This is a genomic window from Novosphingobium hassiacum (assembly GCF_014196055.1).
GTDB classification, from domain to species: domain Bacteria; phylum Pseudomonadota; class Alphaproteobacteria; order Sphingomonadales; family Sphingomonadaceae; genus Novosphingobium; species Novosphingobium hassiacum.
The window spans coordinates 25,791-49,015 of the sequence record NZ_JACICY010000013.1; the positions used below are offsets into that span (position 1 = coordinate 25,791).

General features: G+C 63.0%; 28 protein-coding genes. 18 read left to right on the plus strand and 10 right to left on the minus strand.

Annotation, left to right across the window (positions count from 1 at the left end):
- Positions 1-61: 61 nt before the first annotated feature.
- From GGQ88_RS18090 to GGQ88_RS18160, 15 genes are all read left to right on the plus strand, one after another.
- A complete protein-coding gene (locus GGQ88_RS18090; protein ID WP_183614873.1) occupies positions 62-1,210 on the plus strand; it encodes a phage major capsid protein in 1,149 nt (382 codons plus the stop codon).
- Positions 1,211-1,327: 117 nt separating this feature from the next.
- Positions 1,328-1,879, plus strand: a complete 552-nt coding sequence (locus GGQ88_RS18095) for a head-tail connector protein (protein WP_183614874.1) — start codon at positions 1,328-1,330, stop codon at positions 1,877-1,879.
- The gene (locus GGQ88_RS18100) at positions 1,876-2,034 is read left to right on the plus strand and encodes a hypothetical protein (RefSeq protein WP_183614875.1); all 159 of its coding nucleotides are present in this window, start codon (positions 1,876-1,878) and stop codon (positions 2,032-2,034) included. The genes GGQ88_RS18095 and GGQ88_RS18100 overlap by 4 nt, the downstream gene beginning before the upstream one ends.
- A 4-nt stretch (positions 2,035-2,038) precedes the next feature.
- Positions 2,039-2,434, plus strand: a complete 396-nt coding sequence (locus GGQ88_RS18105) for a DUF3168 domain-containing protein (protein WP_183614876.1) — start codon at positions 2,039-2,041, stop codon at positions 2,432-2,434.
- A gap of 29 nt (positions 2,435-2,463) precedes the next feature.
- On the plus strand, positions 2,464-2,871 hold the full coding sequence (locus tag GGQ88_RS18110; RefSeq protein ID WP_183614877.1) for a phage major tail protein, TP901-1 family: 408 nt from the start codon (positions 2,464-2,466) through the stop codon (positions 2,869-2,871).
- Positions 2,871-3,185: a gene transfer agent family protein gene (locus tag GGQ88_RS18115; RefSeq protein WP_183614913.1), complete on the plus strand. Its 315-nt coding sequence runs from the start codon at positions 2,871-2,873 to the stop codon at positions 3,183-3,185. The genes GGQ88_RS18110 and GGQ88_RS18115 overlap by 1 nt, the downstream gene beginning before the upstream one ends.
- Positions 3,182-3,379, plus strand: coding sequence for a phage tail assembly chaperone (locus GGQ88_RS18120; protein WP_183614878.1), 198 nt, complete (start codon positions 3,182-3,184; stop codon positions 3,377-3,379). The genes GGQ88_RS18115 and GGQ88_RS18120 overlap by 4 nt, the downstream gene beginning before the upstream one ends.
- A complete protein-coding gene (locus GGQ88_RS18125) occupies positions 3,369-3,947 on the plus strand; it encodes a tail tape measure protein (RefSeq protein ID WP_183614879.1) in 579 nt (192 codons plus the stop codon). The genes GGQ88_RS18120 and GGQ88_RS18125 overlap by 11 nt, the downstream gene beginning before the upstream one ends.
- Before the next feature lie 17 nt (positions 3,948-3,964).
- A complete protein-coding gene (locus GGQ88_RS18130; RefSeq protein WP_183614880.1) occupies positions 3,965-6,301 on the plus strand; it encodes a DUF2460 domain-containing protein in 2,337 nt (778 codons plus the stop codon).
- The gene (locus GGQ88_RS18135) at positions 6,298-7,119 is read left to right on the plus strand and encodes a baseplate hub domain-containing protein (protein ID WP_183614881.1); all 822 of its coding nucleotides are present in this window, start codon (positions 6,298-6,300) and stop codon (positions 7,117-7,119) included. Before GGQ88_RS18130 ends, GGQ88_RS18135 begins: the two co-directional genes overlap by 4 nt.
- Entirely contained in the window at positions 7,116-7,511 is a 396-nt protein-coding gene (locus GGQ88_RS18140) for a C40 family peptidase (protein WP_183614882.1), read from the plus strand. Before GGQ88_RS18135 ends, GGQ88_RS18140 begins: the two co-directional genes overlap by 4 nt.
- Before the next feature lie 5 nt (positions 7,512-7,516).
- Positions 7,517-9,715 carry a phage tail protein gene (locus GGQ88_RS18145; protein WP_183614883.1) on the plus strand — a complete coding sequence of 733 codons (2,199 nt, stop codon included), beginning with the start codon at positions 7,517-7,519 and terminating at the stop codon, positions 9,713-9,715.
- Between the two features lie 24 nt (positions 9,716-9,739).
- Positions 9,740-10,198, plus strand: a complete 459-nt coding sequence (locus GGQ88_RS18150) for a DUF2793 domain-containing protein (protein ID WP_183614884.1) — start codon at positions 9,740-9,742, stop codon at positions 10,196-10,198.
- 192 nt (positions 10,199-10,390) lie between these two features.
- Positions 10,391-11,473: an OmpA family protein gene (locus tag GGQ88_RS18155; RefSeq protein WP_183614885.1), complete on the plus strand. Its 1,083-nt coding sequence runs from the start codon at positions 10,391-10,393 to the stop codon at positions 11,471-11,473.
- 92 nt (positions 11,474-11,565) lie between these two features.
- Positions 11,566-12,111, plus strand: coding sequence for a superoxide dismutase family protein (locus GGQ88_RS18160; RefSeq protein ID WP_183614886.1), 546 nt, complete (start codon positions 11,566-11,568; stop codon positions 12,109-12,111).
- 85 nt (positions 12,112-12,196) lie between these two features.
- Here GGQ88_RS18160 and GGQ88_RS18165 read toward each other — a convergent pair whose 3' ends face one another.
- The 7 genes from GGQ88_RS18165 to GGQ88_RS21585 all read right to left on the minus strand — a co-directional run bounded on the left by GGQ88_RS18165 (position 12,197) and on the right by GGQ88_RS21585 (position 17,914).
- The gene (locus GGQ88_RS18165) at positions 12,197-12,421 is read right to left on the minus strand and encodes a hypothetical protein (RefSeq protein ID WP_183614887.1); all 225 of its coding nucleotides are present in this window, start codon (positions 12,419-12,421) and stop codon (positions 12,197-12,199) included.
- 132 nt (positions 12,422-12,553) lie between these two features.
- A complete protein-coding gene (queC, locus tag GGQ88_RS18170) occupies positions 12,554-13,255 on the minus strand; it encodes a 7-cyano-7-deazaguanine synthase QueC (RefSeq protein ID WP_183614888.1) in 702 nt (233 codons plus the stop codon).
- A gap of 62 nt (positions 13,256-13,317) precedes the next feature.
- A complete protein-coding gene (locus tag GGQ88_RS18175; protein ID WP_183614889.1) occupies positions 13,318-13,635 on the minus strand; it encodes a DUF3617 domain-containing protein in 318 nt (105 codons plus the stop codon).
- A gap of 260 nt (positions 13,636-13,895) precedes the next feature.
- Positions 13,896-14,798 (minus strand): Hsp33 family molecular chaperone HslO, encoded by a 903-nt coding sequence (gene hslO / locus GGQ88_RS18180; protein WP_183614890.1) that lies wholly within the window; start codon positions 14,796-14,798, stop codon positions 13,896-13,898.
- 12 nt (positions 14,799-14,810) lie between these two features.
- Positions 14,811-15,749, minus strand: a complete 939-nt coding sequence (gene argF, locus GGQ88_RS18185) for an ornithine carbamoyltransferase (protein ID WP_183614891.1) — start codon at positions 15,747-15,749, stop codon at positions 14,811-14,813.
- A complete protein-coding gene (locus GGQ88_RS18190) occupies positions 15,746-16,939 on the minus strand; it encodes an aspartate aminotransferase family protein (RefSeq protein WP_183614892.1) in 1,194 nt (397 codons plus the stop codon). The genes argF and GGQ88_RS18190 overlap by 4 nt, the downstream gene beginning before the upstream one ends.
- A gap of 168 nt (positions 16,940-17,107) precedes the next feature.
- Complete coding sequence (locus GGQ88_RS21585) at positions 17,108-17,914, minus strand: cold-shock protein (RefSeq protein ID WP_183614893.1); 807 nt, start codon at positions 17,912-17,914, stop codon at positions 17,108-17,110.
- Between the two features lie 295 nt (positions 17,915-18,209).
- Here GGQ88_RS21585 and GGQ88_RS18200 point away from each other — a divergent pair, with 295 nt between their 5' ends.
- From GGQ88_RS18200 to GGQ88_RS18210, 3 genes are read left to right on the plus strand one after another with little or no spacing between them, the layout of a single operon-like run.
- The gene (locus tag GGQ88_RS18200; RefSeq protein ID WP_183614914.1) at positions 18,210-18,641 is read left to right on the plus strand and encodes a protein tyrosine phosphatase family protein; all 432 of its coding nucleotides are present in this window, start codon (positions 18,210-18,212) and stop codon (positions 18,639-18,641) included.
- An 8-nt stretch (positions 18,642-18,649) separates the two neighbouring features.
- Positions 18,650-19,084: a hypothetical protein gene (locus GGQ88_RS18205; RefSeq protein ID WP_183614894.1), complete on the plus strand. Its 435-nt coding sequence runs from the start codon at positions 18,650-18,652 to the stop codon at positions 19,082-19,084.
- A complete protein-coding gene (locus GGQ88_RS18210) occupies positions 19,081-19,968 on the plus strand; it encodes a sterol desaturase family protein (protein ID WP_183614895.1) in 888 nt (295 codons plus the stop codon). The genes GGQ88_RS18205 and GGQ88_RS18210 overlap by 4 nt, the downstream gene beginning before the upstream one ends.
- 70 nt (positions 19,969-20,038) lie before the next feature.
- Here GGQ88_RS18210 and GGQ88_RS18215 read toward each other — a convergent pair whose 3' ends face one another.
- The 3 genes from GGQ88_RS18215 to wecB all read right to left on the minus strand — a co-directional run bounded on the left by GGQ88_RS18215 (position 20,039) and on the right by wecB (position 23,160).
- On the minus strand, positions 20,039-20,344 hold the full coding sequence (locus GGQ88_RS18215; RefSeq protein WP_183614896.1) for a hypothetical protein: 306 nt from the start codon (positions 20,342-20,344) through the stop codon (positions 20,039-20,041).
- A 400-nt stretch (positions 20,345-20,744) separates the two neighbouring features.
- On the minus strand, positions 20,745-22,049 hold the full coding sequence (wecC, locus tag GGQ88_RS18220) for a UDP-N-acetyl-D-mannosamine dehydrogenase (RefSeq protein WP_183614897.1): 1,305 nt from the start codon (positions 22,047-22,049) through the stop codon (positions 20,745-20,747).
- Positions 22,039-23,160 (minus strand): non-hydrolyzing UDP-N-acetylglucosamine 2-epimerase, encoded by a 1,122-nt coding sequence (gene wecB / locus GGQ88_RS18225; protein WP_183614898.1) that lies wholly within the window; start codon positions 23,158-23,160, stop codon positions 22,039-22,041. Before wecB ends, wecC begins: the two co-directional genes overlap by 11 nt.
- Positions 23,161-23,225: the final 65 nt, after the last annotated feature.

A 23,225-nucleotide genomic window follows, 5' to 3' on the forward strand; every position in this document is an offset into this window, starting at 1 on the left:
ACAAATTACCCGACGGCCGCCCCGTTGGTGGCTTTTTCATGCAGAAAGGACTCCGTGCTCCATGGATACCATGAACATCGAAACGAAGGCTGACGCGCTTACCGGATCGTTCGACATCGTCGATCGGCAGGACGCGCATGACGCCGCGCTTGCATCGCTGCGCAGCGACATCGACGAGGTCAAGGGCCGCCTTGAGAAAGCTGGCCGAGTCGCACTGCGCCCGATGCTGCAGGGCGGTGCCGATGTGGCCGGCGCCGAACTCAAGGGCTTTGTCGACGGCTACTTGCGTAGCGGTCGCGAGACCGAGTTGAAGTCGCTTTCGAGCACGGTGGCTGCTGATGGCGGCTATGCCGTGCCGCAGGAAATCGACTCGATGATTGCCCGCCGCATGGTGGAAATCAGCCCGATCCGCGCGGTGGCTAATGTCGTCCGCACCGGCACTTCGGGCTTCCGCCGGTTGATCTCGACCGGTGGCACGGCCTCGGGCTGGGTCAGCGAGACCGGCGCGCGTCCGGAAACCGCCAGCCCCAAGCTTGCCGAGATCGCGCCTCCGACCGGTGAGCTCTACGCCAATCCTTCGGCAACGCAGTCGATGCTCGATGATGCGGCATTTGACCTCGAAGGCTGGCTGGCGAACGAAATCGCGACCGAGTTTGCCCGTGCGGAAGGGGCAGCGTTCGTCAGCGGCACCGGAACCAACCAGCCAAAGGGCTTTCTGGCCGGCACGATGAGCGCTGCGGGCGATACGGCGCGTGCGTTCGGCTCGCTCCAGTTCATCGGCTCGGGCAATGCGGCCGGGTTCGACAGCGCGCCGGAAGCCAAGCTGATCGATCTGGTTTGCCAGCTCAAGGCACCGCTGCGCCAAGGTGCAGTGTGGGTGATGAATTCGACCACGCTGGCTTCGGTGCGCAAGCTCAAGACTTCGGATGGCGCGTTCCTGTGGCAGCCGGGTCTGGTCGATGGCCAGCCGGACCGCCTGCTGGGCTATGCGGTGATCGAAGCCGAGGACATGCCCGATGTGGCGGCGAACCAGTTCCCGATCGCATTCGGTAACTTCAAGGCCGGCTACCTGATCGCGGAGCGTCGCCAGACCACGATCCTGCGCGATCCGTACACCAACAAGCCCTACGTCCAGTTCTATGCCACCCGCCGCATTGGTGGGCAGGTGATGGACAGCGACGCGATCAAGCTGCTGAAGATCACGACCTGATCTGCGGCTTTGACGGCATGACCGGACGCGGCTGAACGCCTGCGTCCGGCATCGCGCCCGCAGCGGTTACCCCTGCTGCTGCGGGCGCACCTTTTCCTTCATTGACCGGAGTTTGCCATGATGCGGGCAATTGTCGCACCGCCTGCCTTGTCTTCGGCGGCGCTAACCGAACTCAAGGCCTGGCTGGGCATCTCGCGGTCGGCCGATGACGCCGAACTGGTGGCGCTGCTGCGCACCGCGCTGGAGATCTGCGAAGGCTTCACCGGCGCCATGCCATTGCAGTCGGGCTGCGAGGAAGTGCTGACCGCGAGCGGCGAGTGGCAAGTGCTGTCTGCGCGGCCTGTTTCTGCGATCACCGCGCTGGCCGCGTTGGACCTGGCAGGCGTGCGCACGGCGCTGGCTACGGCGGACTATGAGTTCGACATCGCTGCCGATGGCGCGGGCCGGGTGCGGTTGATGAAGCCGATTTCGCAGACGCGCTTGGTGGTGACGTACTCGGCCGGAATGGCGGCCGACTGGGCCGGTCTGCCCGACGCTATCCGGCACGGGTTGATCCGGCTGTGCGCGCATCAGCACCGGGCGCGCGATGACGACCGCAAGGCTGCCGCCGTTCCGCCGTCGGTGGTGGCAGCGCTGTGGCGCCCATGGCGCCGGATGCGCCTCGCATGATCTCGGCAACGGCTGCGACCGCCGAAATGGCACGCCGCCTGACCGAGAAGGCCGAGGCGATCGCCAAGGCGCAGGCGGTAATCATGACGCAACGCAAGAATGCCCGGCGCTGGCGCGATGCTGGCCTGCTGTGGCCGCTGTTCGGGAAGGACTAAGCGCATGGAAATTGCTTTTCGCGCCGCACTTATCGCGTGGTTGGCGAGCGATCCCGCGCTGATGGCCGCGTTGAACGCCGTGGTCGAGGAAGCGCCTTCGCGCACGGCGTTGCCCTGGCTGGCGCTTACCGCCAGCGCGAGCACCAACTGGGGCACCAAGACATTGGCGGGGCGCGAAATCCGCGTGGCGCTGGAGCTCAACTTCCGCAGCGACGATCCGATCGGTGGGGCAGCAACCGTGGCGGCGATCGAGGCGCGGGTGGAGAGCCTGCCTGCCGACCAGACTGCCGCTGGGTTTCGCGTGGCCAGCATCGGCTTGATCAAGGCCCGCGCGGAGCAGCGCGACGAGGCGGTGCGGGTCGTCGTGCTCGAATATCGGGCGCGCATCCTGGCGGCCTGAATTCCTATTCATTCCAAGGAGAAAGCATCATGGCAGCCCAGAAGGGAAGCGCGTTCCTGCTGAAGATCAGCGATGGCGCAGCAACGCCGACGTACAACACCGTGGCGGGCCTGCGCACGACGCAGATGTCGATCAACGGCGAGTCCGTCGTGATCACCACAAAGGAATCGGGTGGCTGGCGCGAGTTGTTGTCGGGTGCGGGAACGCGGTCGGTTACGGTAAGCGCGGCCGGGATATTCCTTGGCAGCGCGGCCGAGGTGCAAGTGCGCGGGAATGCGCTGGCGGGCACTATCGCGGACTACGAACTGTCGTTCGAGGGCGGCGAAAAGATGCGGGGCCAGTTCCTTGTCCAGCGGCTCGACTATTCCGGCGATTTCAACGGCGAGCGTAATTACACGATGACGCTCGAAAGCTCTGGCCTGGTGGCGCAGGTTTGATGACGGGTGCCGCCAATCCCCACCGGGGGGAAGCCGTGCTGATGATCGGCGGACAGCCGCTGGTGCTGCGCCCAACCTTTGCCGCGCTCGTAGCAGCCGAGGAGGAACTCGGCCCGCTGTTCGCGCTGGTCGAGCGGGCGAGTGCGGGGCAACTCCGGCTGTCGGAGATGGTCGCGCTGTTCTGGTATGCGCTGCGTGAGCGCAACGGACTGGAGCGCGACGACTTCGCCGAGGCCGTGGCACGCGAGGGGCTTGCCGCGTGCACGCCGGCACTGCGGTCGCTGATTGTCCAGATCCTGAAAGGTGCCGGATGAGCGAACGCTTCGGCGTAGCGGCTGCTCGGCTTGGCGGACAGGCGGCACTGCTGCTCGGATGGCTGCCCGACACGTTCTGGGGCGCGACGCCCGAGGAACTGGGCACCGTCCTTTCAGCGATACGCCAGCCCGAGGGCGAAGCGATCGACAAGCGCACTCTGGACAGATTGATGGAGCAAGACCGTGACGGATGAACTCGACACGCTGGTGATCGACGTGCGCGCGAACACCTCGGGCTTTGCCGCCGACGTGGCGCGGATGCGCGGGAGCTTCGATTCTGTCCTGGTGGACGGCTTCGGACGGGCGGGCGATACGCTCGAGCGGGGCCTGCTGGGCGCGATCCGGCGGGGGTCGCTGGGCTTCGAGGACTTGCGCCGGGTGGCGTTGAATGTGCTGGGCGACATTGCCGCGCAGGCAGTGTCGGCAGGCATCGGCTCGTTGGGCGGCGCTGCGAGCGGCGGCGGTAGCGGCGGCGTGTTGGGACTTGGCAGCCTGATCGGATCGATCTTCGGCCTGCCCGGACGTGCGACCGGTGGACCGGTGGCGCCGGGACGCGGCTATCTGGTGGGCGAGCGCGGGCCCGAGCTGTTCATGCCGACGTCGGCCGGGCGGGTGGAGGCTTCGGCTGGCGGCAGTCGCGGGCGCGACGTCAACGTATCGATCAAGATCGTCAGTCCCCAAGGCAGCAACCAGCCCGAGAGCCTGCGCCGGTCGGGACGGCAGGTTGCACATGCGGTGCGCCGCGCGCTCAACGACTTCTAAAAAGCGGAGAACGGGATATGAGCCACTGGCTCGCCACGCGCCGCACGGTGCAGCATACCGACACGATCCAGCGGTTCGATCCGCGGTTCTGGACGGTGAATTTTCCACGGCCTGCGATGGCCTCGGTCGTCACCACCGCGCCGGATGCGCTGCGCGTGGACACCGTGTTTCAGAAGGCCGACGACCTGATCGGGCTGATCTGGGAATCGGAGGACAAGTGGGATCACCCGCTGCTGTCGTATGTGACGAGCACGGACTATTCCCGACTGACACTCTCGTTCCGCTGGCAATCGTCAGGCGTGCTGTCGCTCGATGCAGTGAACGGGCCAACGCTGACGATCGAGGGCCGCGATGCCGCTGGCAATGCGCGGGCCTGGTACGTGCGGCTGTGGAATTATGCCACGGGCACGCCCACCGATGCGCAAGTGGTGCTGCCGTTTTCGGCACTGAATGGCGGGTTCCTGCTTCCTGCGGAGGCCGACCCGGTGCATCCGGCGGCCATCGATCGGCTGTTCATTTCGCTGGTCCCGCCGGGGTATGGATCGGGGTCGGGCGCATTTTCTACAGCTACGACGGGTTGGGTCGAGATGACCGGAATCCGTTGCGAAGGCCACAAGCCGATGTTGGAGATCGGCGACGTGATGGTGCCGCCGCACGGGCTTTCGATGTGCACGGGCTATGACGATGCCTACAACCTGACGCCCGCAAGGCTGCTGCGACAGGTGCGCGGGTTGGGGTATCGCGGGAGCATCAACCACTACATCGGGATGAGCCACTTCTTCCCGCTCGTGCCCGATGGCGCCGGTGGTTTCGTGGTCGATCCGACGCTGCCTGCGATGAACGCGGCTGCGCAACGGTGGCACGAGGTGTTTTTCGCGCAGGCCCGCGGGATGGGTCACAGCGTGATCGCTTCGCAGTCCTACGAGCTTCTGGCGCAGCATTGCCCGGCAACGTGGCAGCAACGCACGTGGGATGGCGAGGCTGCGCGGACAGGCTGGTCGCCACCGTCGGCCTTGCTTTCCCCGGCAAACACGCAGGCGATGGCTTGGGTGCGCAAGGTCGGTGCGGCATTGGTAACCCTGATGCAGAATGCCGGGTTGCCGGTGCGACATCAGGTTGGCGAGCCGTGGTGGTGGGTCACGCAGGACCGGCGGATCTGCATCTACGACGACGCGGCCAAGGCGGCGTTTGGCGGAAGCCCGGTCAACATTGCCGACCTGAGTGCGAGCCTTAGTGTAGCGCAGAAGGCGTTGCTGGACGCCGCTGGGGCGCTTCTGGCGCAATCGACTACCGAGCTTGCAGCGGCAGTGAAGACCGCAGCCGGTGGCGCTGAGGCCGAGACACTGCTGCTCGCGTTCCTGCCGACGGTGCTCGATCCGGCGACGCCAGAGGCAAAACGCGCGAACCTGCCTGTGGGCTGGGCGTCGCCCGCGTTCGATGTCCTGCAGCTTGAGGATTACGACTGGGTCACAACCGGCAAAGACGCTTTGCGGGCAGCCGGCCGAACCCTAGCCGAGGCGCGGCTTGGTTATCCGCGCGAGCAGCAGCATTACCTGTCAGGTTTCGTACTGAATGCGGCGAACGCTTCGATCGAATGGGGCCGCATCGATACCGCTGCAAGCGAGGCAGTGGCGCTGGGTGTGGCCGAGACGTTCGTCTGGGCGCTGCCGCAGGTTTCGCGCGACGGCTACGTAAGGCTTCCCGACACGACTGGAGACGAGAACATGCAGTCCTTCGACAACGTCGTGTTTCCGTTGGCGCTGGGCCGCGACGCCTCGGTTACGCCCGAGTTTTCGACCAACGTCACGATCACCGCATCGGGCTTCGAGCGCCGTAACAGCTTATGGTCCGATGCGCGGCTGCGGTTCGACGTAGGGCCCGGTGTGCGATCGGATGCCGAGCTGGGCGAGCTGATTGCGTTTTTCCGGGCAAGGCGCGGACAGGCGCGTGGATTTCGGTTGCGCGATCCTTCGGACTTCAGCTCGAACGGCATGACCGGTGTTCCCACGCCGACCGATCAGGTGATCGGGACGGGCGACGGGGCCACAGCGCACTTCGGGCTGGTCAAGAATTACGGTGAGGGTGACGACGCGCAACGCCGCCGGATAACACGTCCGCTCGCAGAGTCGCTGCGCGTGAGCGTCAATGGTGTCGAGACCGGCAGTTTCACGCTGGAACCGCTCGGGGTCATTGCATTAGCGGCGGCGCCTGCGGTTGGCGCAGTGGTTCGGGCGGGCTTCGTGTTCGACGTGCCCGTCCGCTTTGCCGAAGACCGCCTCGATATATCGGGCGCCGAATTCGCGGCGGGCGAAGCGCCGAGCGTTCCGCTGATTGAATTGCGAGAAGACGCGTGAGCCGCGCCTGGTTCAGCCAGCCGCTGGAAACCGTGGCGGTGTGGTGGCGGATCGAGCGACGCGATGGTGTGGCGCTCGGTTTCACCAGCCATGACCGCGACCTTCTGCTAGCGGGCCTTCGGCACCGTACGGCGCCTGGGATGGTACCGTCAGCCGTCCGCCGCACCGCAACCTTTGAAGCCGATAGTGCCGAGGTCGAGGGGGCACTGAGCCACGATGCGATCGGCGAGCGCGATCTTGCCGCTGGACGCTTCGACGGCGCGCGGGTGGCCGTGGGGTTGGTCGACTGGGAAACGCTAGAATCCGAGGCGTTATTCACTGGCACGATCGGATCGGTCGGGCGTGAAGGCGAGCGGTTCTCGGCCGAATTGCAGTCCATCAAGCAGGATCTTGCGCGGCAGGTGGTTGTGCGCACCTCTCCCACGTGCAGGGCCGAGTTCTGCGGCGAGGGCTGCACGCTTTCCGGCGCGCGCTTTACACACGAGGCTGTTGTCGATGAGGTATCGTCGGATCTTCGCAAGGTCAGGCTTGCCGCAGGCTTTGCGCCCGCCAAGTTTGCGTTCGGCTGGGTCAGGCTGGTCGATGGGGCAGGCAGCGGCATCGTTACGCGCGTTCAGGGCGTGGACGCGGGCTGGCTCGTGCTCGAACAACCACTGCCGGAGGGCTCGGTTGCGGGCGTCCATGCGATCGCGCGCGAGGGCTGCGACCATACCCTGGCGACGTGTGCTGCAAGGTTCGGTAATGCCCTGAACTTCCAGGGTGAGCCGTTCCTTCCCGGCAACGACCTGCTGACCCGCTATCCGTCCAACCAGGCATGAACGGTCGTCTGGCGCAGGCCGCTTTGAGCCTGATCGGGACGCCGTTCCGTTTGCACGGACGTCAGCCTGAGAGAGGTCTAGACTGCGTCGGCCTGATTGCCGAAGCGATGCGGCGATGTGGCCATGAGGCCTCTCCGCCCGAGGGCTATTCCCTTCGCTCGGTCTCGGCCGCGCGCTGGCTGTGTCATGCAGAACAGAGCGGTCTGGAGCCAACGCGCGATGACGGGGACGTAGTCCTGTGCATGGTCAATCCAATCCAGCCGCACCTGCTGATCGCGGTTCCGGGTGGCTTCGTCCATGCCAACGCCAGCCTAAGCAAAGTCACCTTCCTGCCCGCCCCCCTTCCCTGGCCGGTCGCCCTGCAATGGCAACTAGCTGAAAAGGATCGCTGATCGTCATGGCTACGCTCGTTCTTTCTGCTGCCGGCACCATCTTCGGTGGACCAATCGGCGGCGCCATCGGTGCGCTGATTGGCCGTCAGATCGATGCCAGCATCGTTGGTGGCCGCAAGATCGAAGGCCCGCGCCTGAAGGAGCTAGCGGTGCAGACGTCGAGCTATGGCTCGGCCCTGCCCATGCACTTCGGAACGGTTCGCGCCTCGGGAACTGTGATCTGGGCCACCGAACTGATTGAGCACAAGGAAAAGTCCGGCGGTGGCAAAGGCCGACCTTCGGTTACCAATTACAGTTATACCGTTTCGTTCGCAGTGGCAGTGGCGAGCCGACCGATTGCCGGGATCGGACGTATCTGGGCGGACGGCAACCTGTTGCGCGGTGATGCCGGCGATCTGAAAGTCGGCGGCACGTTGCGCATCCATTCAGGGCATGGCGACCAAGCGGCCGATCCGTTGCTCGCGCAGGCCGAAGGCGCAGACAAGAGTCCAGCGTATCGCAACGTGGCATATGTCGTGTTCGAGGACCTGGAGCTTGCGGACTATGGAAACCGTCTGCCGTCACTGACGCTCGAGATCATCGCAGACGATGGTTCGATATCCCTGGCCGCAGTGGTATCTTCGCTGCTGCCGGGTGCAGCGACCGGCAATCTTACGCAATCGACGTTGTCGGGGTTTTCCGTTGATCAGGGTGCTGCCGCAGACGTGCTGGCTACGCTCTCCGACATCACGCCCCTGACGTGCAGCGTGGTCGACGAGCAACTGTCGTTTGGACTCGCCGAGATTTTTGTGGATGAGGCCTTGCTGGAACTTCCAGTTCCAACCGCTGGTGGCGAGACTGCAGAGGATGCGCGCGCGGACGGTTGGTCGCGGCGGCGTGACGCGCTTCCCGGCGCGCGCCAGTGCGCGGTGCGGTATTACGATATTGCCCGCGACTACCAGCCGGGATTGCAACGAAGCCTGGGCCGCAGCGGCCCGGGAGACGTGACGATGATCGAGCTTCCCGCCGCAATGGCAGCGGGCGAAGCTCGTGAATTGGCAAACAAGGCGGCGCAGCGCTTCACCCTTGCACGCGACACGATGCGATACCGGATTGCGGAAATTGATCAGCGGTTCGGCCCGGGTGCGATCGTGCGCACGCCGATAACCGAGGGGGTGTGGCGGATCGACCAGTGGGAGTGGCAATCGGACGGTGTGATGCTCGATCTCTCGGCGGTACAGGCTTCCTTGCCTGCAACACCCGTCACCGACGCAGGCCGTTCCAATCACGCGGCCGATCTGCTCACAACTCCCACCCGGATCACGGCATTCGAACTACCATGGGACGGTCAGGGTGACGGCGCTTCGCCTATGCTCAGAGTAGCAGCCACAGCCCAGACCGCTGGCTGGACAGGTGCCGCACTTTATACCGAGCGGGCTGACGCTTCGACGATCTCTCTCGGCTCAACGGGACGCAGGCGAGCGATTGCAGGCGTTGCAATTTCGGCGCTGCCTGGCGCTTCGCCCCTGCTTGTCGACACGGTGGGTGAGGTGGAGATCGAACTCGCCTCATCGGACTTCTCGCTCGATAACGCTACCTGGGCGCAGTTGGTGCAGGGCGCGAACATGGCAGTGCTGGGTGACGAACTCATCCAGTTCGCCCGCGCAGACTTCATCGGTGGCAGCGCATGGCGGCTTTCCGGGCTGCTTCGTGGTCGTGGGGGTACGGAGCATGCGACGGCTGGACACATCGCGGGAGAGGGCTTCGCTCTGATCGACGACAGTCTGATTGCGTTGGACGTGACTTTAGTAAGTGACGTTAAGACATCGACCATTGTCGCAATCGGTCTGGGTGACGCTACGCCTGCGACAAGCCCGATCGGCAATCCTGGTCTGACCCTGAGACCGCTCGCGCCCGTCCATGGCCGCGCGTCACGAGGAAGCGACGGTGCACTGACGCTGGAATGGGTGCGCCGCTCGCGTGGATCGTGGACCTGGTTGGACGAGGTGGACGTTCCGCTGAACGAAAGTGCCGAACTTTGGGAGGTGACCTTCGGTGCGACGGATACGCCTGCACGATATTGGCAGCTTACAGAGCCGCGCTTGACGATCCCAGCGGTAACCGCAGCCGAACTGGCGGCCCTTGGCTCAGGGCTGACCTTCACCGTTCGGCAGGTGGGCCGCCAATCCAGATCCCTGCCCCTTAGAATCGCGATGCCTGCGTGAGCGGCCCAAGGAAAGGTACCAGACATGTCCGATCCAATTAGTTACTCTTTTGCAACGCCCTGCCTTGGCCTGCCCCTCCTTTTTTCGGGACAGTCGCAAAAAGAGGTGACGGTCAACGAGGCCCTTTCGAAAATCGATATGCTGCTGGCGGGAGCCGTCAACGGCACGTTGGCGAGTCCGCCTGCAAGCCCAGTGATCGGTGAGAGCTGGATTGTGGGATCAGGGCCAACTGGTGCCTTTGCAGGACGAACAGACCAGATCGCGGGCTGGTCGGACGGCGGCTGGCGCTTCATTCCCCCTTCGACAGGCCTTCGCATATATGACCGAGAAGCGGCGGCAATCCGCGTTTTTTCTGGCGGATGGAGCGAGATTGTGGCCCCTGCCAGCCCCGCTGGAGGCGCGATCATTGACGTAGAAGCGCGCTCCTGCCTGACCGCACTGCTCGGCGCGCTGATCGACACCGGAATTATTTCGGCCGCCTAACAGGGAACTAAAATCCTTTTGCGACATTTCACCGGCACATGAGGGCGTCTCCAACTGGCAGATGTATGGCACAACGGTTGTATTCGTTGTATTCATGCAACAGTCAGCGTGTTTGTCCGCTTGCATGCCAACTTTGGAATCGGTAGACAATCTGCACGACGTGGCATGATGTCGCTAAAAGGGGAAACGATAATGCGGAAACTTGTCCTGGGCTTAGCCTTGGCCACGACTGCCTTGGCAACACCAGCGTTCGCTCGTGATGATTCTTGGTATGTCGAAGCTGACGCCGGTGCAATGATTGTCGAGAACATCGAGAATCTCACTGGTTCTGGCCAGCGTGGCGTGCTCGACACGAAGGTCGGTTATGATTTCGGTGGTATCGTCGGATACGATTTCGGCGGCTTCCGCCTTGAAAGCGAAGTCAGCTACCGTCGTGCCGAAGAAAAGAACTACGATGCGCCTGGCGTGCGTCTGACAGAAACCCAGTTCGGCGGTGGCGCTGAAGCTCTGAGCTTCATGGTCAACGGCCTGCTCGATTTTGGTCCGGATGATGGCATCCAGGGCTTTGTCGGCGGTGGTGTTGGCGTTAGCCGTGCGAAGATCGCAGTGATCTATCGCAATGCGCTCGACAGCGTCGTCGATACCGATACCGGCTTTGCTTACCAAGGTATCGCTGGCATTCGCGCTCCTCTGGGCGATCATGTCGACGTGGGCTTGAAGTACCGTTTCTTCAACCAGGATCACATTGACCTTGTGAAGAACTCGGGCGTCAATGCCCGCACGCGGTTCCGCTCGCACTCGCTGCTTGGTACGCTGACGTACAACTTCGGTGGCGCAGCCCCGGTCGAGGAAGCTGCTCCGCCGCCTCCCCCGCCGCCGCCGCCGCCGCCTCCTCCGCCTCCCCCGCCGCCGCCGGCAGTGGTCTGCAACAAGGGTCCGTACATCGTGTTCTTCGACTGGGATAAGTCGGACATCACGCCGGAAGCTTCGACCATTCTGGACAACGCCGTTACCGCATACGGTAACTGCGCCAGCGTGCCGATCATGCTTGCAGGTTATGCTGACCGTTCGGGCAGCGCCAAGTACAACCAGGGCCTTTCGGAACGCCGCAACACGGCTGTTCGTTCGTACCTCGGTTCGCGCGGCATCCCCGATGGTTCGATCACGAGCCAGGCATTCGGTGAAACGAACCCACGGGTTCCGACCGCTGACGGTGTTCGCGAACTTCAGAACCGCCGCGTGGAAATCACGTACGGTCCGGGTTCGGGCATGTAATTTCGGGTCAAACCGATATTCGAGAGGGGCTGGAGCAATCCGGCCCCTTTTTCGTTATGTGAGATGCCACGTTCTGGTTCCGGAGACTTTTGATGAAAATGAACCTCAGCATGATCTCGCTCGCCGCAATTAGTGCCTTATCGGGCTGCTCCACGATGTCTGGGAGCGAGACAGGCGACGCTGCTCTCTTGGCCCGCTCAACTTTGAGCGATGCGGCCGGTCGCGGCGTCGGGAGCGCGGAAATCACCAGGACCGGCTCAACACTTTATCTAAGCGCATCTGTAACGGGGCAGGGCGCGGGCGATCATGGGATCCACTTCCACGCGGTCGGCAAGTGCGAAGCGCCTGGGTTCACGACGGCCGGAGGTCATCTCAATCCCTCGGCGCACCAGCATGGAAATCTCAATCCGGCCGGTCCTCATCTGGGTGATCTTCCCAATATGACGGTTGCGGCTGATGGCTCGGGGTCTTTGAAAGCGCCCTTGATCGGGGTACCCGCCGACTTGATTGCGGCAATGTTCGATGCCGACGGGACGGCGATCGTGTTCCACGCTGGCCCCGATGACTACAAGACAGATCCAAGTGGTAATAGTGGCGGACGCCTCGCTTGTGGCGTTCTCGAGCGTTTGGCTGACTGAAGCTCAGGTGGCTTCTCCGGCAGTTCGAGCGCGTTCCAATCGAGTCGCTTGACCTGTCGGTATGGCACTTACCCGACAATGAGCATCACCAGTCCAACAGCCACCATACCCGAGTCGATGTCACGCAGAGCGACAGATTGTCTTCGTAAGTCGCCAACACATAGCCTGCCATGAACGGGCCCAGCGCGAGTCCGACCAGGGTCGTGGCGATAAAGAAAGTCGCGGTTGCCGTGCCGCGCAAGCGTGGCAGGACAGACTGCCTTGTGGCGGCGGCCCCGTCGAGCGGGCGTGCTCGAGCAGAACTCGGCAATGAATAAAAGCACTATAAAAGCTGCAACAAGTCTAGGCGCGAAACGCAGCCACGTAGACCAGCATTAAGATGCACAGCACGTACCAGTCCTAGGCTCAGGCTTCGCCGCCTTGTTCCGTTTGGACGGCAAGGTCAGTCGCTGCCGTACCGCGTTCCGTCATCGAGGCCGGCCTCTTCAAATCCCGCGCGTCGCAAGCGACAACTGTCGCAAACGCCGCAGGCTCTCCCCTCTACCCTGGGATCATAGCATGACCAGCTTTGTCCAGATTCGAGCCCCAGCCTTGCCGCCTCGAGGGCAATCTCTGATTTCTTGAGGTTTTGCAGAGGCGCGTGAACGGTTACCACTCCGCCATCATTGCCAACCTTTGTCGCCAGTCGAGCAAGCGATTCAAATCCTGCAACGAACTCGGGACGGCAATCCGGGTAGCCTGAATAGTCAAGCGCGTTGACGCCGATAAACAGGTCTCGCGCGCCTGCGGCTTCGGTCCAGGCGAGTGCCAGCGAGAGAAAGATGAGATTTCGCGCCGGGACATACGTAACGGGAACTCCGTCCCCCACGCCGTCCTTTGGAACGGCTATATCGGCGGTCAGGGCAGACCCTCCGAACTGACGCAGATCGAGCGGCAAGATGACGTGCCGCTCGACGTTCAAGCGCTTTGCAATCGCTGTCGCGGAATCCAGTTCGACACGGTGCCGTTGATTGTAATCGATCGTGAGCGCGAGCACGCGAAAACCCTGCTCTTGCGCCAGGGCCGTGCAGACCATTGAGTCAAGGCCGCCGGACAACAGGACAACCGCTAGAGGCGCATCGGTGCTTAAAGACGTTTCTGACATCGCCGGCTGGCTACCCGTCCCGGGCTTAGGAAGCAACGATTACGCGACTAGCGCCGGCGAGGTCAGCGACTGCACGCCCCTATCCTGCGCCCTTCGGCCGAAAAGTTGAAAGGCAAGCCGTTATCGATGCCCTGCGTTTCGATCAGAGCAAGCCGCGGATTTTTGAACCTGACGTGGGTCAACCCAGAGCCGCTTGCCGGACACGTATATTGCACCGTGACAGAAACGGGCTTGTCTTCGATGACGAAGCGTCGACAGGTTTCACGCGCGTGACGGACCTGGATCAGTTTGCGGCCGCTGTCTATGCACACTTGCCCCGCTTGACTGGCATCGTCGCGTGGCGTGACTTCCCACAGACCCGGTTCGAAGCGGTCGAGCATAGCTAGCGTCGGGCCTTGAGCGTCCCCCGAAGTTGCCACAAATCCCAGCGCAAGGCATCCAACTGCCAGAAGCGCCCGAGTGATGGAACTGCGATCTTTGGCCAGTGAAGTCATACCCTGAACTTTCGCACGTTCTGGCAGTTGGCGCTGTGGCCCTGCTCACGCAAAAGATCATATCACCGGGTTAGCAACGATGAAACGGACTATACCGTCGATGAGTCGTGAAAAATGCTGTTATCATTGTGAACCCTGTCGCGGGTTCACAGATCATCAATGGCAAAATCGCGCGAACAGAATGCACAATCGACGATGATAAGACCTTGATCGTCCTTCATCTCATCGCGCGCTTCTGGAGCGAACCGGGAGAGTACGTCGCGGTAGTGTTCGATCGTACAGCGGCAGCCTCGCGCTACCTCCGCGCCAGACACGACGCGGATTTCGCGCTCCTCATGGAACAGCCGCCAGACCAGCGTCTCAAGGTCGAGCGCTCCGTCGACCAATTCCTCATCCTTGGTCGATCCACCGAGCGCGGCAACGTGCTCCCACTCGGGGTGATCTAACTGCACGTGCAGACGCTCGCGCCCCTCCTCGCCATCGGGAAGATGTTGCAAGAGCACACCGCCCGCGACACAGCCTTCGGGGGCATTGAGCGTCGCCACACGAATGAGTGTCGGCACTTGCTCGGACTGCACGAAGTAGCTTTCGCACGCCTCCGCCAGCGAATTGCCCTCTAGCGGCACGACGCCCTGATAGCGCTCACCTGAGGTCGCCAGATCGAAGGTAATCGCAAGGTAGCCTTCGCCAAACAGCGCAAACAATGATGGAGCAGGACCCAGTTCATCCAGCCGGGCGCGATCATGACGAACATAGCCTCGCAGTTCGCCACCTCGATAATCGCAGACAAGCAAATCCACCACGCCGTCCTGAGTCTGTGCCTGAAGGGTAATCTGCCCGTCCTCATCCTTGAGCAACGAGCCCAGCAGCGCCGTGACCACGAGCGCCTCAGCCAAGATCTGGCGGATTGGCGCCGGATAGCTGTGCGCAGACAAGATTTTGTCGAGCACCGGCCCCAGCCTCACGACGCGGCCACGCGCATTGCGATCGGGCAACGTGAAATGAAGCAGCCGGTCAAATCCGGTGGTCGAATGCTCGTGTTCACTCACGCCCGCTAACCCTCAAATCTGTCCGAAAGCCCAGCGCAATATCGATTTCTGGGCATGGATGCGGTTCTCCGCTTCGTCCCAGATCACCGATTGCGGGCCATCGATCACCGCATTCGTCACTTCCTCACCGCGGTGCGCGGGAAGGCAGTGCAGGAACAGCGCGTCAGGCTTGGCGTGCGCCATCAAGGCGTCATTGACCTGATAAGGACCCATCGCAGCAAGCTTCGCCTCGGCATGGGTCTGCCCCATCGAGATCCAGGTGTCGGTCACGATAACGTCAGCGCCACGGACAGCGGCAACAGGATCGCGGTAAACCTGAATGCCAGCCCCGGCGGCTTGCGCAGCAGCGATGAAAGCCAAGTCCGGTTCGTATCCCTCCGGCACGCCGATGCGCACGTTGAACTTCATCAGCCCCGCCGCCTCAACGATGGAATTGAGCACGTTGTTGCCATCCCCCAGCCAGGCGACTTCGAGCCCGGGCAATGCCTTGCCGTGCTCGATGACGGTCAGCAGGTCAGCCATGATCTGGCAGGGGTGCGAAAGGTCGGTGAGTCCATTGATCACCGGAACGTCGGCATAGTGCGCCAGTTCCTCGACCTTTGCGTGGTCATCGGTACGCAGCATGATCGCGTCTGCCATGCGACTGAGTACGCGGGCGGTGTCGGCCACGCTTTCGCCCCTGCCCAGCTGTGTGGTCCCGGCATCGAGGGTCAGCGCCGATCCACCTAGCTGGCGCATCGCGATATCGAAAGACACACGCGTACGGGTCGAGTTCTTCTCGAACACCATCGCCAAGACACGCCCTGCCAATGGCGCATCGGCATCGGCCTTGCCTTTCGGCTGGCCAGCGCGGACGCTCTTGCGGTCGATGGCATCGCCGATCATCGCTGCAATTGCATCGCCGCCAGCGTCAGTCAGATTGAGAAAATGCCTGGGAGTCTGTGCATTCATGTGACGGGTGCCTCCGGAGCGTAGCTCGCTGCGGCTGCAGAGAGCCGCTCCATAAATTCATCGATGTGGCTGTCGTCGATCACCAGCGGCGGTATAACCCGCACGGTGTTGTCGCCTGCCGAGACGGTAAGCAACTGATGGTTGTCGCGCATGTGCGCCACGAACGGCCGCGGTTCGACCTTCATCATCAGGCCCAGCATCAGGCCGCGTCCGCGTACACCGATAAACAGGTCGGGGTAGTCGCCGATGAACTGCTCGATCCGACCACGCAGGCGCTCGCCCTTGGCGCGCACATCGGACAGGAATTCATCGTTGGCGACCACGTCGAGCACCGCCTCGCCCGCCGCCATCGCCAGCGGGTTGCCGCCGTACGTGCTCCCGTGTGTACCCGCAACCATGCCGCGCGCCGCTTTCTCGGTCGCAAGGCAAGCGCCCATAGGGAACCCACCGCCGATGCCCTTGGCGGTTGCCATGATATCGGGCGTCAGGTCGTACTGCTCGTATGCATAGAGCGTACCGGTCCGCGCGACGCCGCACTGGACCTCGTCGAAGATCAGCATCAGGTCGTGCTCATCACACAGCGCGCGCAGGCCCTGAAGGAACTCGTCGGAGGCATCGCGGATGCCCCCCTCACCCTGGATCGGCTCGACGAGGAAGCCTGCTGTCTTCGACCCCATCGCGGCCTTGGCGCCTTCAAGGTCGTTGAAATCGACATACTTGAAACCTTCCAACAGCGGCAGGAAGCCCTTGTGCATCTTCTCCTGATTTGATGCGCTGATCGTCGCCATCGTCCGACCGTGGAAGGCGTTCTTGAAGGTTATCAGTTCGTATTTATGCTCGTTGCCGGCAGCGCTGTGATAGGCGCGCGCGGTCTTGATCGCGCACTCGACCGCTTCGGCACCCGAATTGGTAAAGAACACCGTGTCGGCAAACGTCAGATCGACCAGCCGTTGAGCCAAATGTTCGCCTTGCGGGCTGCCGTAGAGGTTCGACACGTGCATTAGCGTTGCCGCCTGCCGCTGGATCGCGCCGATCAGGTGTTCGTGCGAATGGCCCAGAATGTTCACCGCAATCCCGCTCGCGAAATCGAGATAGCGCGTTCCGTCCTCGGAAATCAGGTGGCAGTTCTCGCCGCGCACCGGACGCACGCCGCACCGGGGATATACGGGCATCAGCGGGGTGATCGACATTGGCATCTCCTGTTGCATTCACGACGGTCCGGCTGGCCTGGAAAAGCTTAAGCGCCGGAAGGATAGGGCTAAGCGCAAACGACAAATGGCGGCCCCAAAAGGACCGCCACTTGTGCGCGTATGGTGTGCAGGCTGCCGGTTAAATCACCGGAAGCGATGCAATCGGGATCAACCCTGAATCGGCACCAGGTTGACCGCCGAGTGCTTGCCTCGTCGATCGACCTCAAGGTCGAATTCAAGCTTGTCGCCTTCGTTCAGTTCACGAAGACCCGACCGTTCAACCGCGCTGATGTGCACGAACGCGTCCGGCTGGCCATCGTCACGCGTGATGAAGCCGAAGCCCTTCATCGCGTTGAAGAACTTGACCGTACCCGTAGCGCGTTCACCCGTCAGCTCGCGCTGGGGAGCGGCAGGCTTTGCAGCAACTGCGATCACGTCACCCACGACCTGAAGATCAGCTGCCGAAACCTTCCCGCCGCGATCCACGAGATTGAATTCGAGCTGCTGCCCTTCGGCCAGACCCTCAAGGCCGGCACGCTCGACCGCGCTGATGTGAACGAACACGTCTTCGCCACCGTCTTCACGCTGGATGAAGCCGAAGCCCTTCTGAGTATTGAAGAACTTGACGACGCCCTTGCCGGTTCCGACAACCTGGGCAGGCATTCCGCCGCCACCGCCAGCGCCGCCGCGTGGGCCGCCGAAGCCGCCACCGCCGCCGCTGCGACCGCCGCCGAAGCCGCCGCGATCACCGCCGCCAAAGCCACCGCGATCACCACCGCCGAAGCCGCCACGATCACCGCCGCCAAAACCGCCGCCGCTGCGACCACCACCGAAGCCACCGCGATCGCCACCGCCGAAACCGCCGCCGGCAAATCCGCCGCCACCGCCACCGCCGTAGGGATCGAAACCACCTTCGTCGCCGAATCCGTCGCGCTTATCCTTGCCGCGACCGCGCCGCCCTCTGTCAAAACCCATAGAAATCAATAGACCTTCAATCCGCCCCTACCTTAACGGCACCACGGGCCGGACGCGGGGACCAGTGGCGCGACGAGGGAATCAGCACCGGACTTTCCGGGTCCGGACCTCTCCATTGCGCGAAAGACTATAACCGAAAAAAAGGCCAGCGCGAATGGAATCGACATCCGTCGGTCGATTACGCCCGGAAACTGTGGCTTTCCTGCCGAATTGGGCGAACTTCACAGGCCTTGCCCGACCGACCGCCATTGGGCACAAGCGCCAGACGCCTCAAGCCAGCAGGATTTCGCGCGCCATGTTCCGCAAGATCGACGATAGAACTTACGCCAGCCCGCAGATTACGCTGGCCGAAGTCGCCTATGCCAAGGCGCTCGGCATCGGCCTGATTGTCAACAACCGGCCCGAGGACGAATCGGACGACCAGACGCCGGGACCTGAGATCGAGGCCGCCGCGCGCGAAGCAGGAATGGACTATGTCGCCATCCCCGTCACGCACGCCGGGTTCTCGATGGCACAAGTCGAGGCGATGCAGTCCGCGCTCGACGCAGCAGGCGACAAACCCGTGCTGGCCTATTGCCGCTCGGGCACGCGCTCGACACTGCTCTGGGCGCTCGCCCAAGCCAAGGCCGGGATCAACCCCGACGAAATCGCCGCCAAGGCTGCAGGCGCGGGCTATGACATCGCCCCGATCCGCGCGACCGTCGATATGCTGGCCGCGCAGGGCTGACGCCTTTCATGCAGGCCCTGCTCGACACGCCGGGTGTGGCGATGGCCCTGCAGGTGCTGGGCTCGCTTGTCGCCATCGTCCTATTGGCATGGGCTGCGGCCAGACTGAACCTCGGTGGTGATCCGCGCATAGCCGACGAAGCTCATGCCCGCGCCATCGCCGACGAAGCGATCTGCGGCTTCGAGGCTCAGTCCGTCGCGCTCGACCGGGCTGGCATCGGCGCCTTGTTGCGCGACTCGCACGACCGCGTCCTGCTGATCCGCCAGCACGGCAGCCACTTCGCCGCCCGCCAGATCTCGAGCCACGCAGGCGTTCGGCTGGACGGTCGCTTCCTCACGCTTGCGACCGACGACAAGCGCTTCGGCAAAGTCACGCTCGACCTCGGCGATCAGGCGCAGGTCTGGGCTGCCAGCCTGCGCCGCCTGGGGAGCGTGCCCGCATGACGCCAATCGACATCGTCACTTACGCCGTGCCGTTCTTCGTCGCGCTGGTACTGGCCGAGATGGTTTGGGCGGCAAGACGGGCGCCCGACAAATACGAACCGCGCGACACTTTCACCAGCCTTGCACTGGGCCTCGGCAGCACGGTCGCAGGTGCGCTGGCCGCTGGCGGGATCTGGTTCGCCGCGATGTGGCTCTACGACCACCGCGTCGCCACAGTGCCACTCGCGTGGTGGGCATGGGCGCTGTGTTTCGTGCTGGACGACTTCAACTACTACCTGTTCCACCGCAGCGGCCACCGCGTGCGCTGGTTCTGGGCGTCCCACGTCAACCACCACACCAGCCAGCACTATAACTTGTCGACCGCACTGCGCCAGACATGGACCGGCCCGCTGGCAGGCTCGTTCCTGTTCCGCATCTGGCCCGCATTCATCGGCTTTCACCCGGCGATGATCCTGACGGTCGGCGCGGTGAACCTCGTCTACCAGTTCTGGATCCACACCGAAGCAATCGGCCGCATGCCGCGCTGGTTCGAGGCCCTGTTCAACACCCCCTCCCACCACCGCGTCCACCACGCGACGAACCCGCTCTACCTCGACCGCAACTACGCAGGCGTGTTCATTGTCTGGGACCGCCTGTTCGGCACCTTCCAGCGCGAGCGCGACGACCTCCCCATCCGCTACGGCACCGTAAAACAACTCGGCAGCTTCCACCTACTCCACGCCGCCTTCCACGAATGGCGCGCCATGCTGGGCGATGTTTGGTGCGCGCCGTGGCGGCACAAGCTGTCCTATCTGGTGCGTGCGCCCGGCTGGAGCCACGATGGATCGCGCGAGGGTTCGGACGCGATCAGGGCGCGGTGGGTGCAGCGGCGGGGCATAGAGTGAACGTGATGGCAAATCGGCGCTCTTCAATGCAAACATGGTTGTTTCGCATGTCCAATTTTGCCAGGTCAGTTTACGCGTTTGACGGCAACTCCGCTTTGTAAATGATGGTCGCTGTGCCAATTTGCAAAGCGTCATTTAGCGCAGCACGAAGATATGGTTCGTCTATTTCGCTCGGCTGGATTTTTACCTCGCCACCCTTCTGAAGCACGATGAAGCTCCAGCCATTGTCTTTCGCTATTTGATAGGCACGTGCCTCAGCGGCCATCAGGTTATCACTCTGCACGAAAATCATCATCGCATGGCGCGCGCCCTTCCTACGGTTGATAACGCGCTCTGCGACACCTTCACCCTTGAAGGCAAAAATTGGGTCAGTCATTCTTCACCGATCACATCTATCGGTGTCCGACGCAATGTCGTCGCACCCTTATGATCGGCCGTTTGAGCAATACGTCCGCGCCAACGTGGCCGTCGCCCCGGGCTTGGCCCGGGGTGAGGCTTTTCTTGGCGGAGGTTGGTGAGCATTTTGGTTCACGCAAAGGCGCGACGAAAAGTAAGGCGCAAAGGGGTTCCGCCCAGTCGAGCGGGACGCGTTCGGCGGCGGACTGCACCGAACGTGGCTTGGCCTCAGTAGCTTAGCGAAGCGCGGGGAGCCCTTTGCGCCTTACCTACTCTTCGCGCCTTTGCGTGAACACACTTCTCACTGCGCCGAAAAGGGAGCCTCACCCCGGATCAAGTCCGGGGCGACGAGAGTGGGGATTGAGGCGATCGATTGTGGCTCAGCTCGCCAACCTTAACCCAGCCGCGCCAACCTCAACCCCCGGCTGGTCCGGCCAGATGCCACGCGTATCGTACACAACCTTGCCCGAACGCTCGGCCAGCGGGATCACCTTGAACACATCGTGGTCGACCAGCACAATCAGCACGCCGCAGTCTTCCAGCGCGGTGTCCAGATCGATCTGGACCGCGCCCGTGCCCTCGAATTCCTTCGGCAGTTCGCCCGCGTAAGGTTCCACCACATTGATCCGGCTGCCGAATTGCCGCGCAAGGCTGGCGGCGACATAGCGTGCCGGGCTCTCGCGAAAATCGTCGATATTCGCTTTGAACGCCAAACCAAGACAGGCCACTTTGACGCCCGGATGCGCCTCGATCATCTCGGCAGCCTTCTTCACCACATGGTGCATCTTGCCGTCGTTGACGTTGCGCGCGGTGCGGATCAGCGGCGTTTCTTCGGGCGCGCTGGCCACGATAAACCATGGGTCCACCGCGATGCAGTGCCCGCCCACGCCCGGTCCGGGCTGCAGGATATTCACGCGCGGGTGGCGGTTGGCGAGGCGGATCACCTCCCACACGTCCAGCCCCATGCGGTCCGCCACCATCGAAAGCTCGTTGGCAAAGGCGATGTTGACGTCGCGATAGGCGTTCTCGACCAGCTTGGTCATTTCGGCAGAGCGCGCATCGGTTGTCACGCAAGTCCCGCGCACGAACCGCTTGTAGAACGCCAGCGCCTTGCGCGCGCAGCGCGGGGTGATGCCGCCGATCGAGCGGTCGTTGTTGGTCAATTCTTCGAGAATGCGTCCCGGCAGCACGCGCTCGGGGCAATAGGCGACCGACACGTCAGGCGTCTCGCGGGTCTTTCCCGGAAACTTGAGGTCGGGCCGCAAACCCGCCATCAGGTCGAGCATCTTTTCGGTCGTACCAACGGGCGACGTCGATTCGAGGATCACCGTGTCCCCTGCCTTCAGCACGACGGCAACTTGTGTTGCAGCAGCAAGGACATAGGAGATGTCGGGCGTGTGACGCCCATCCTTCTCGAACGGTGTCGGCACCGCGATCACGAAGACGTCTGCCGGTTCGATCTGGGTAGAAGCGCGCAGCAATCCGCGCTGCACGACGCCGTGAACCAGTCCGTCGAGGTCCACTTCCTCGATATGAATTTCGCCGCGATTGATCGTGTCGACCACGCGCTGCGATACGTCGAGCCCCAGTACGCGGCAGCCCGCGCGGGCGATAATGGCGGCAGTAGGAAGTCCGATATAGCCAAGGCCGACGACACAGACGTCCGGCTTCACATCACCCATCATTCGCCAGCAACTCCACGATTCGGCGCGCGGTCTGCCCATCCCCGAACGGGTTGTGGGCACGCGCCATAGCTGAATAGGCAGCCTTATCGTCGAGCAGGGTGAAGATTTCGGAAACGATGCGCTCCACATCGGTGCCGACAAGCTTTGCCGTGCCAGCCGTCACACCTTCGGGCCGCTCGGTCGTCTCACGCATCACCAGCACCGGCTTGCCCAGCGCGGGCGCCTCTTCCTGCACCCCGCCCGAATCGGTCAGCATGATCTCGGAAATGCTCAGGAGCCGCGCGAAGTGCGGATAATCCAGTGGCTCGATCATCGCCACGTTTGGCAGGCCCGAAAGCGCTGCGTCCATCACCTTGCGCACGTTGGGGTTAGGATGGACCGGGAACACCAGCGCCACGTCGTCGCGTGCGGCGATCTGGCGGATGGCCTCGGCGATGTTCTCCAGCCCCCCGCCGAAGTTCTCGCGCCGGTGGCTGGTCACACCGATGATCCGCTTACCCGCAAACCGCGCCTCAATCTCTGCAAGGCCTTCCGCAAGCGAAGGCTCCGCTGCGATTCGCGCAGCTACCCACTGCAGCGCATCGATCACGGTATTGCCGGTAACATGCACGCCTACAGGATCGACATTTTCCGCCAGCAAGGCACTCGCCGAAACATCGGTCGGCGCAAAATGCAGCTTCGCGATCGTGCCGATGATCTTGCGGTTCACCTCTTCGGGCCAGGGGTGATAGATGTTGTGGCTGCGCAGGCCCGCCTCGACATGGGCCACCGACAGCTTGCGATAATAAGCCGCCAGCGCTCCCGCCATCGCGGTTGCGGTATCGCCCTGCACCACCACCCAGTCGGGCTGCACAGCGTCCATCACTTTGCCAAGGCCTGTCAGCAGTGCTGCCGTCAGACCGTCGAGCGTCTGGTCGGGCCGCATCAGGTCCAGATCGTGATCGGGCACGATCCCGGCGATCTCCAGCACCTGATCCAGTATCCCGCGATGCTGCGCCGAAACGCAGGTCACCACCTTGAAACGCGGGTCCGCCTGCAGCGCATGCACCACCGGAAACATCTTAATCGCCTCGGGACGCGTCCCGAACACCACGAGTATCGTTTTCGTCATGTGCGGACCAATAATCCCAGATCGTTAACCGTGAAATAAGAGCCTCGCTTTAAGCAGGCCTCATG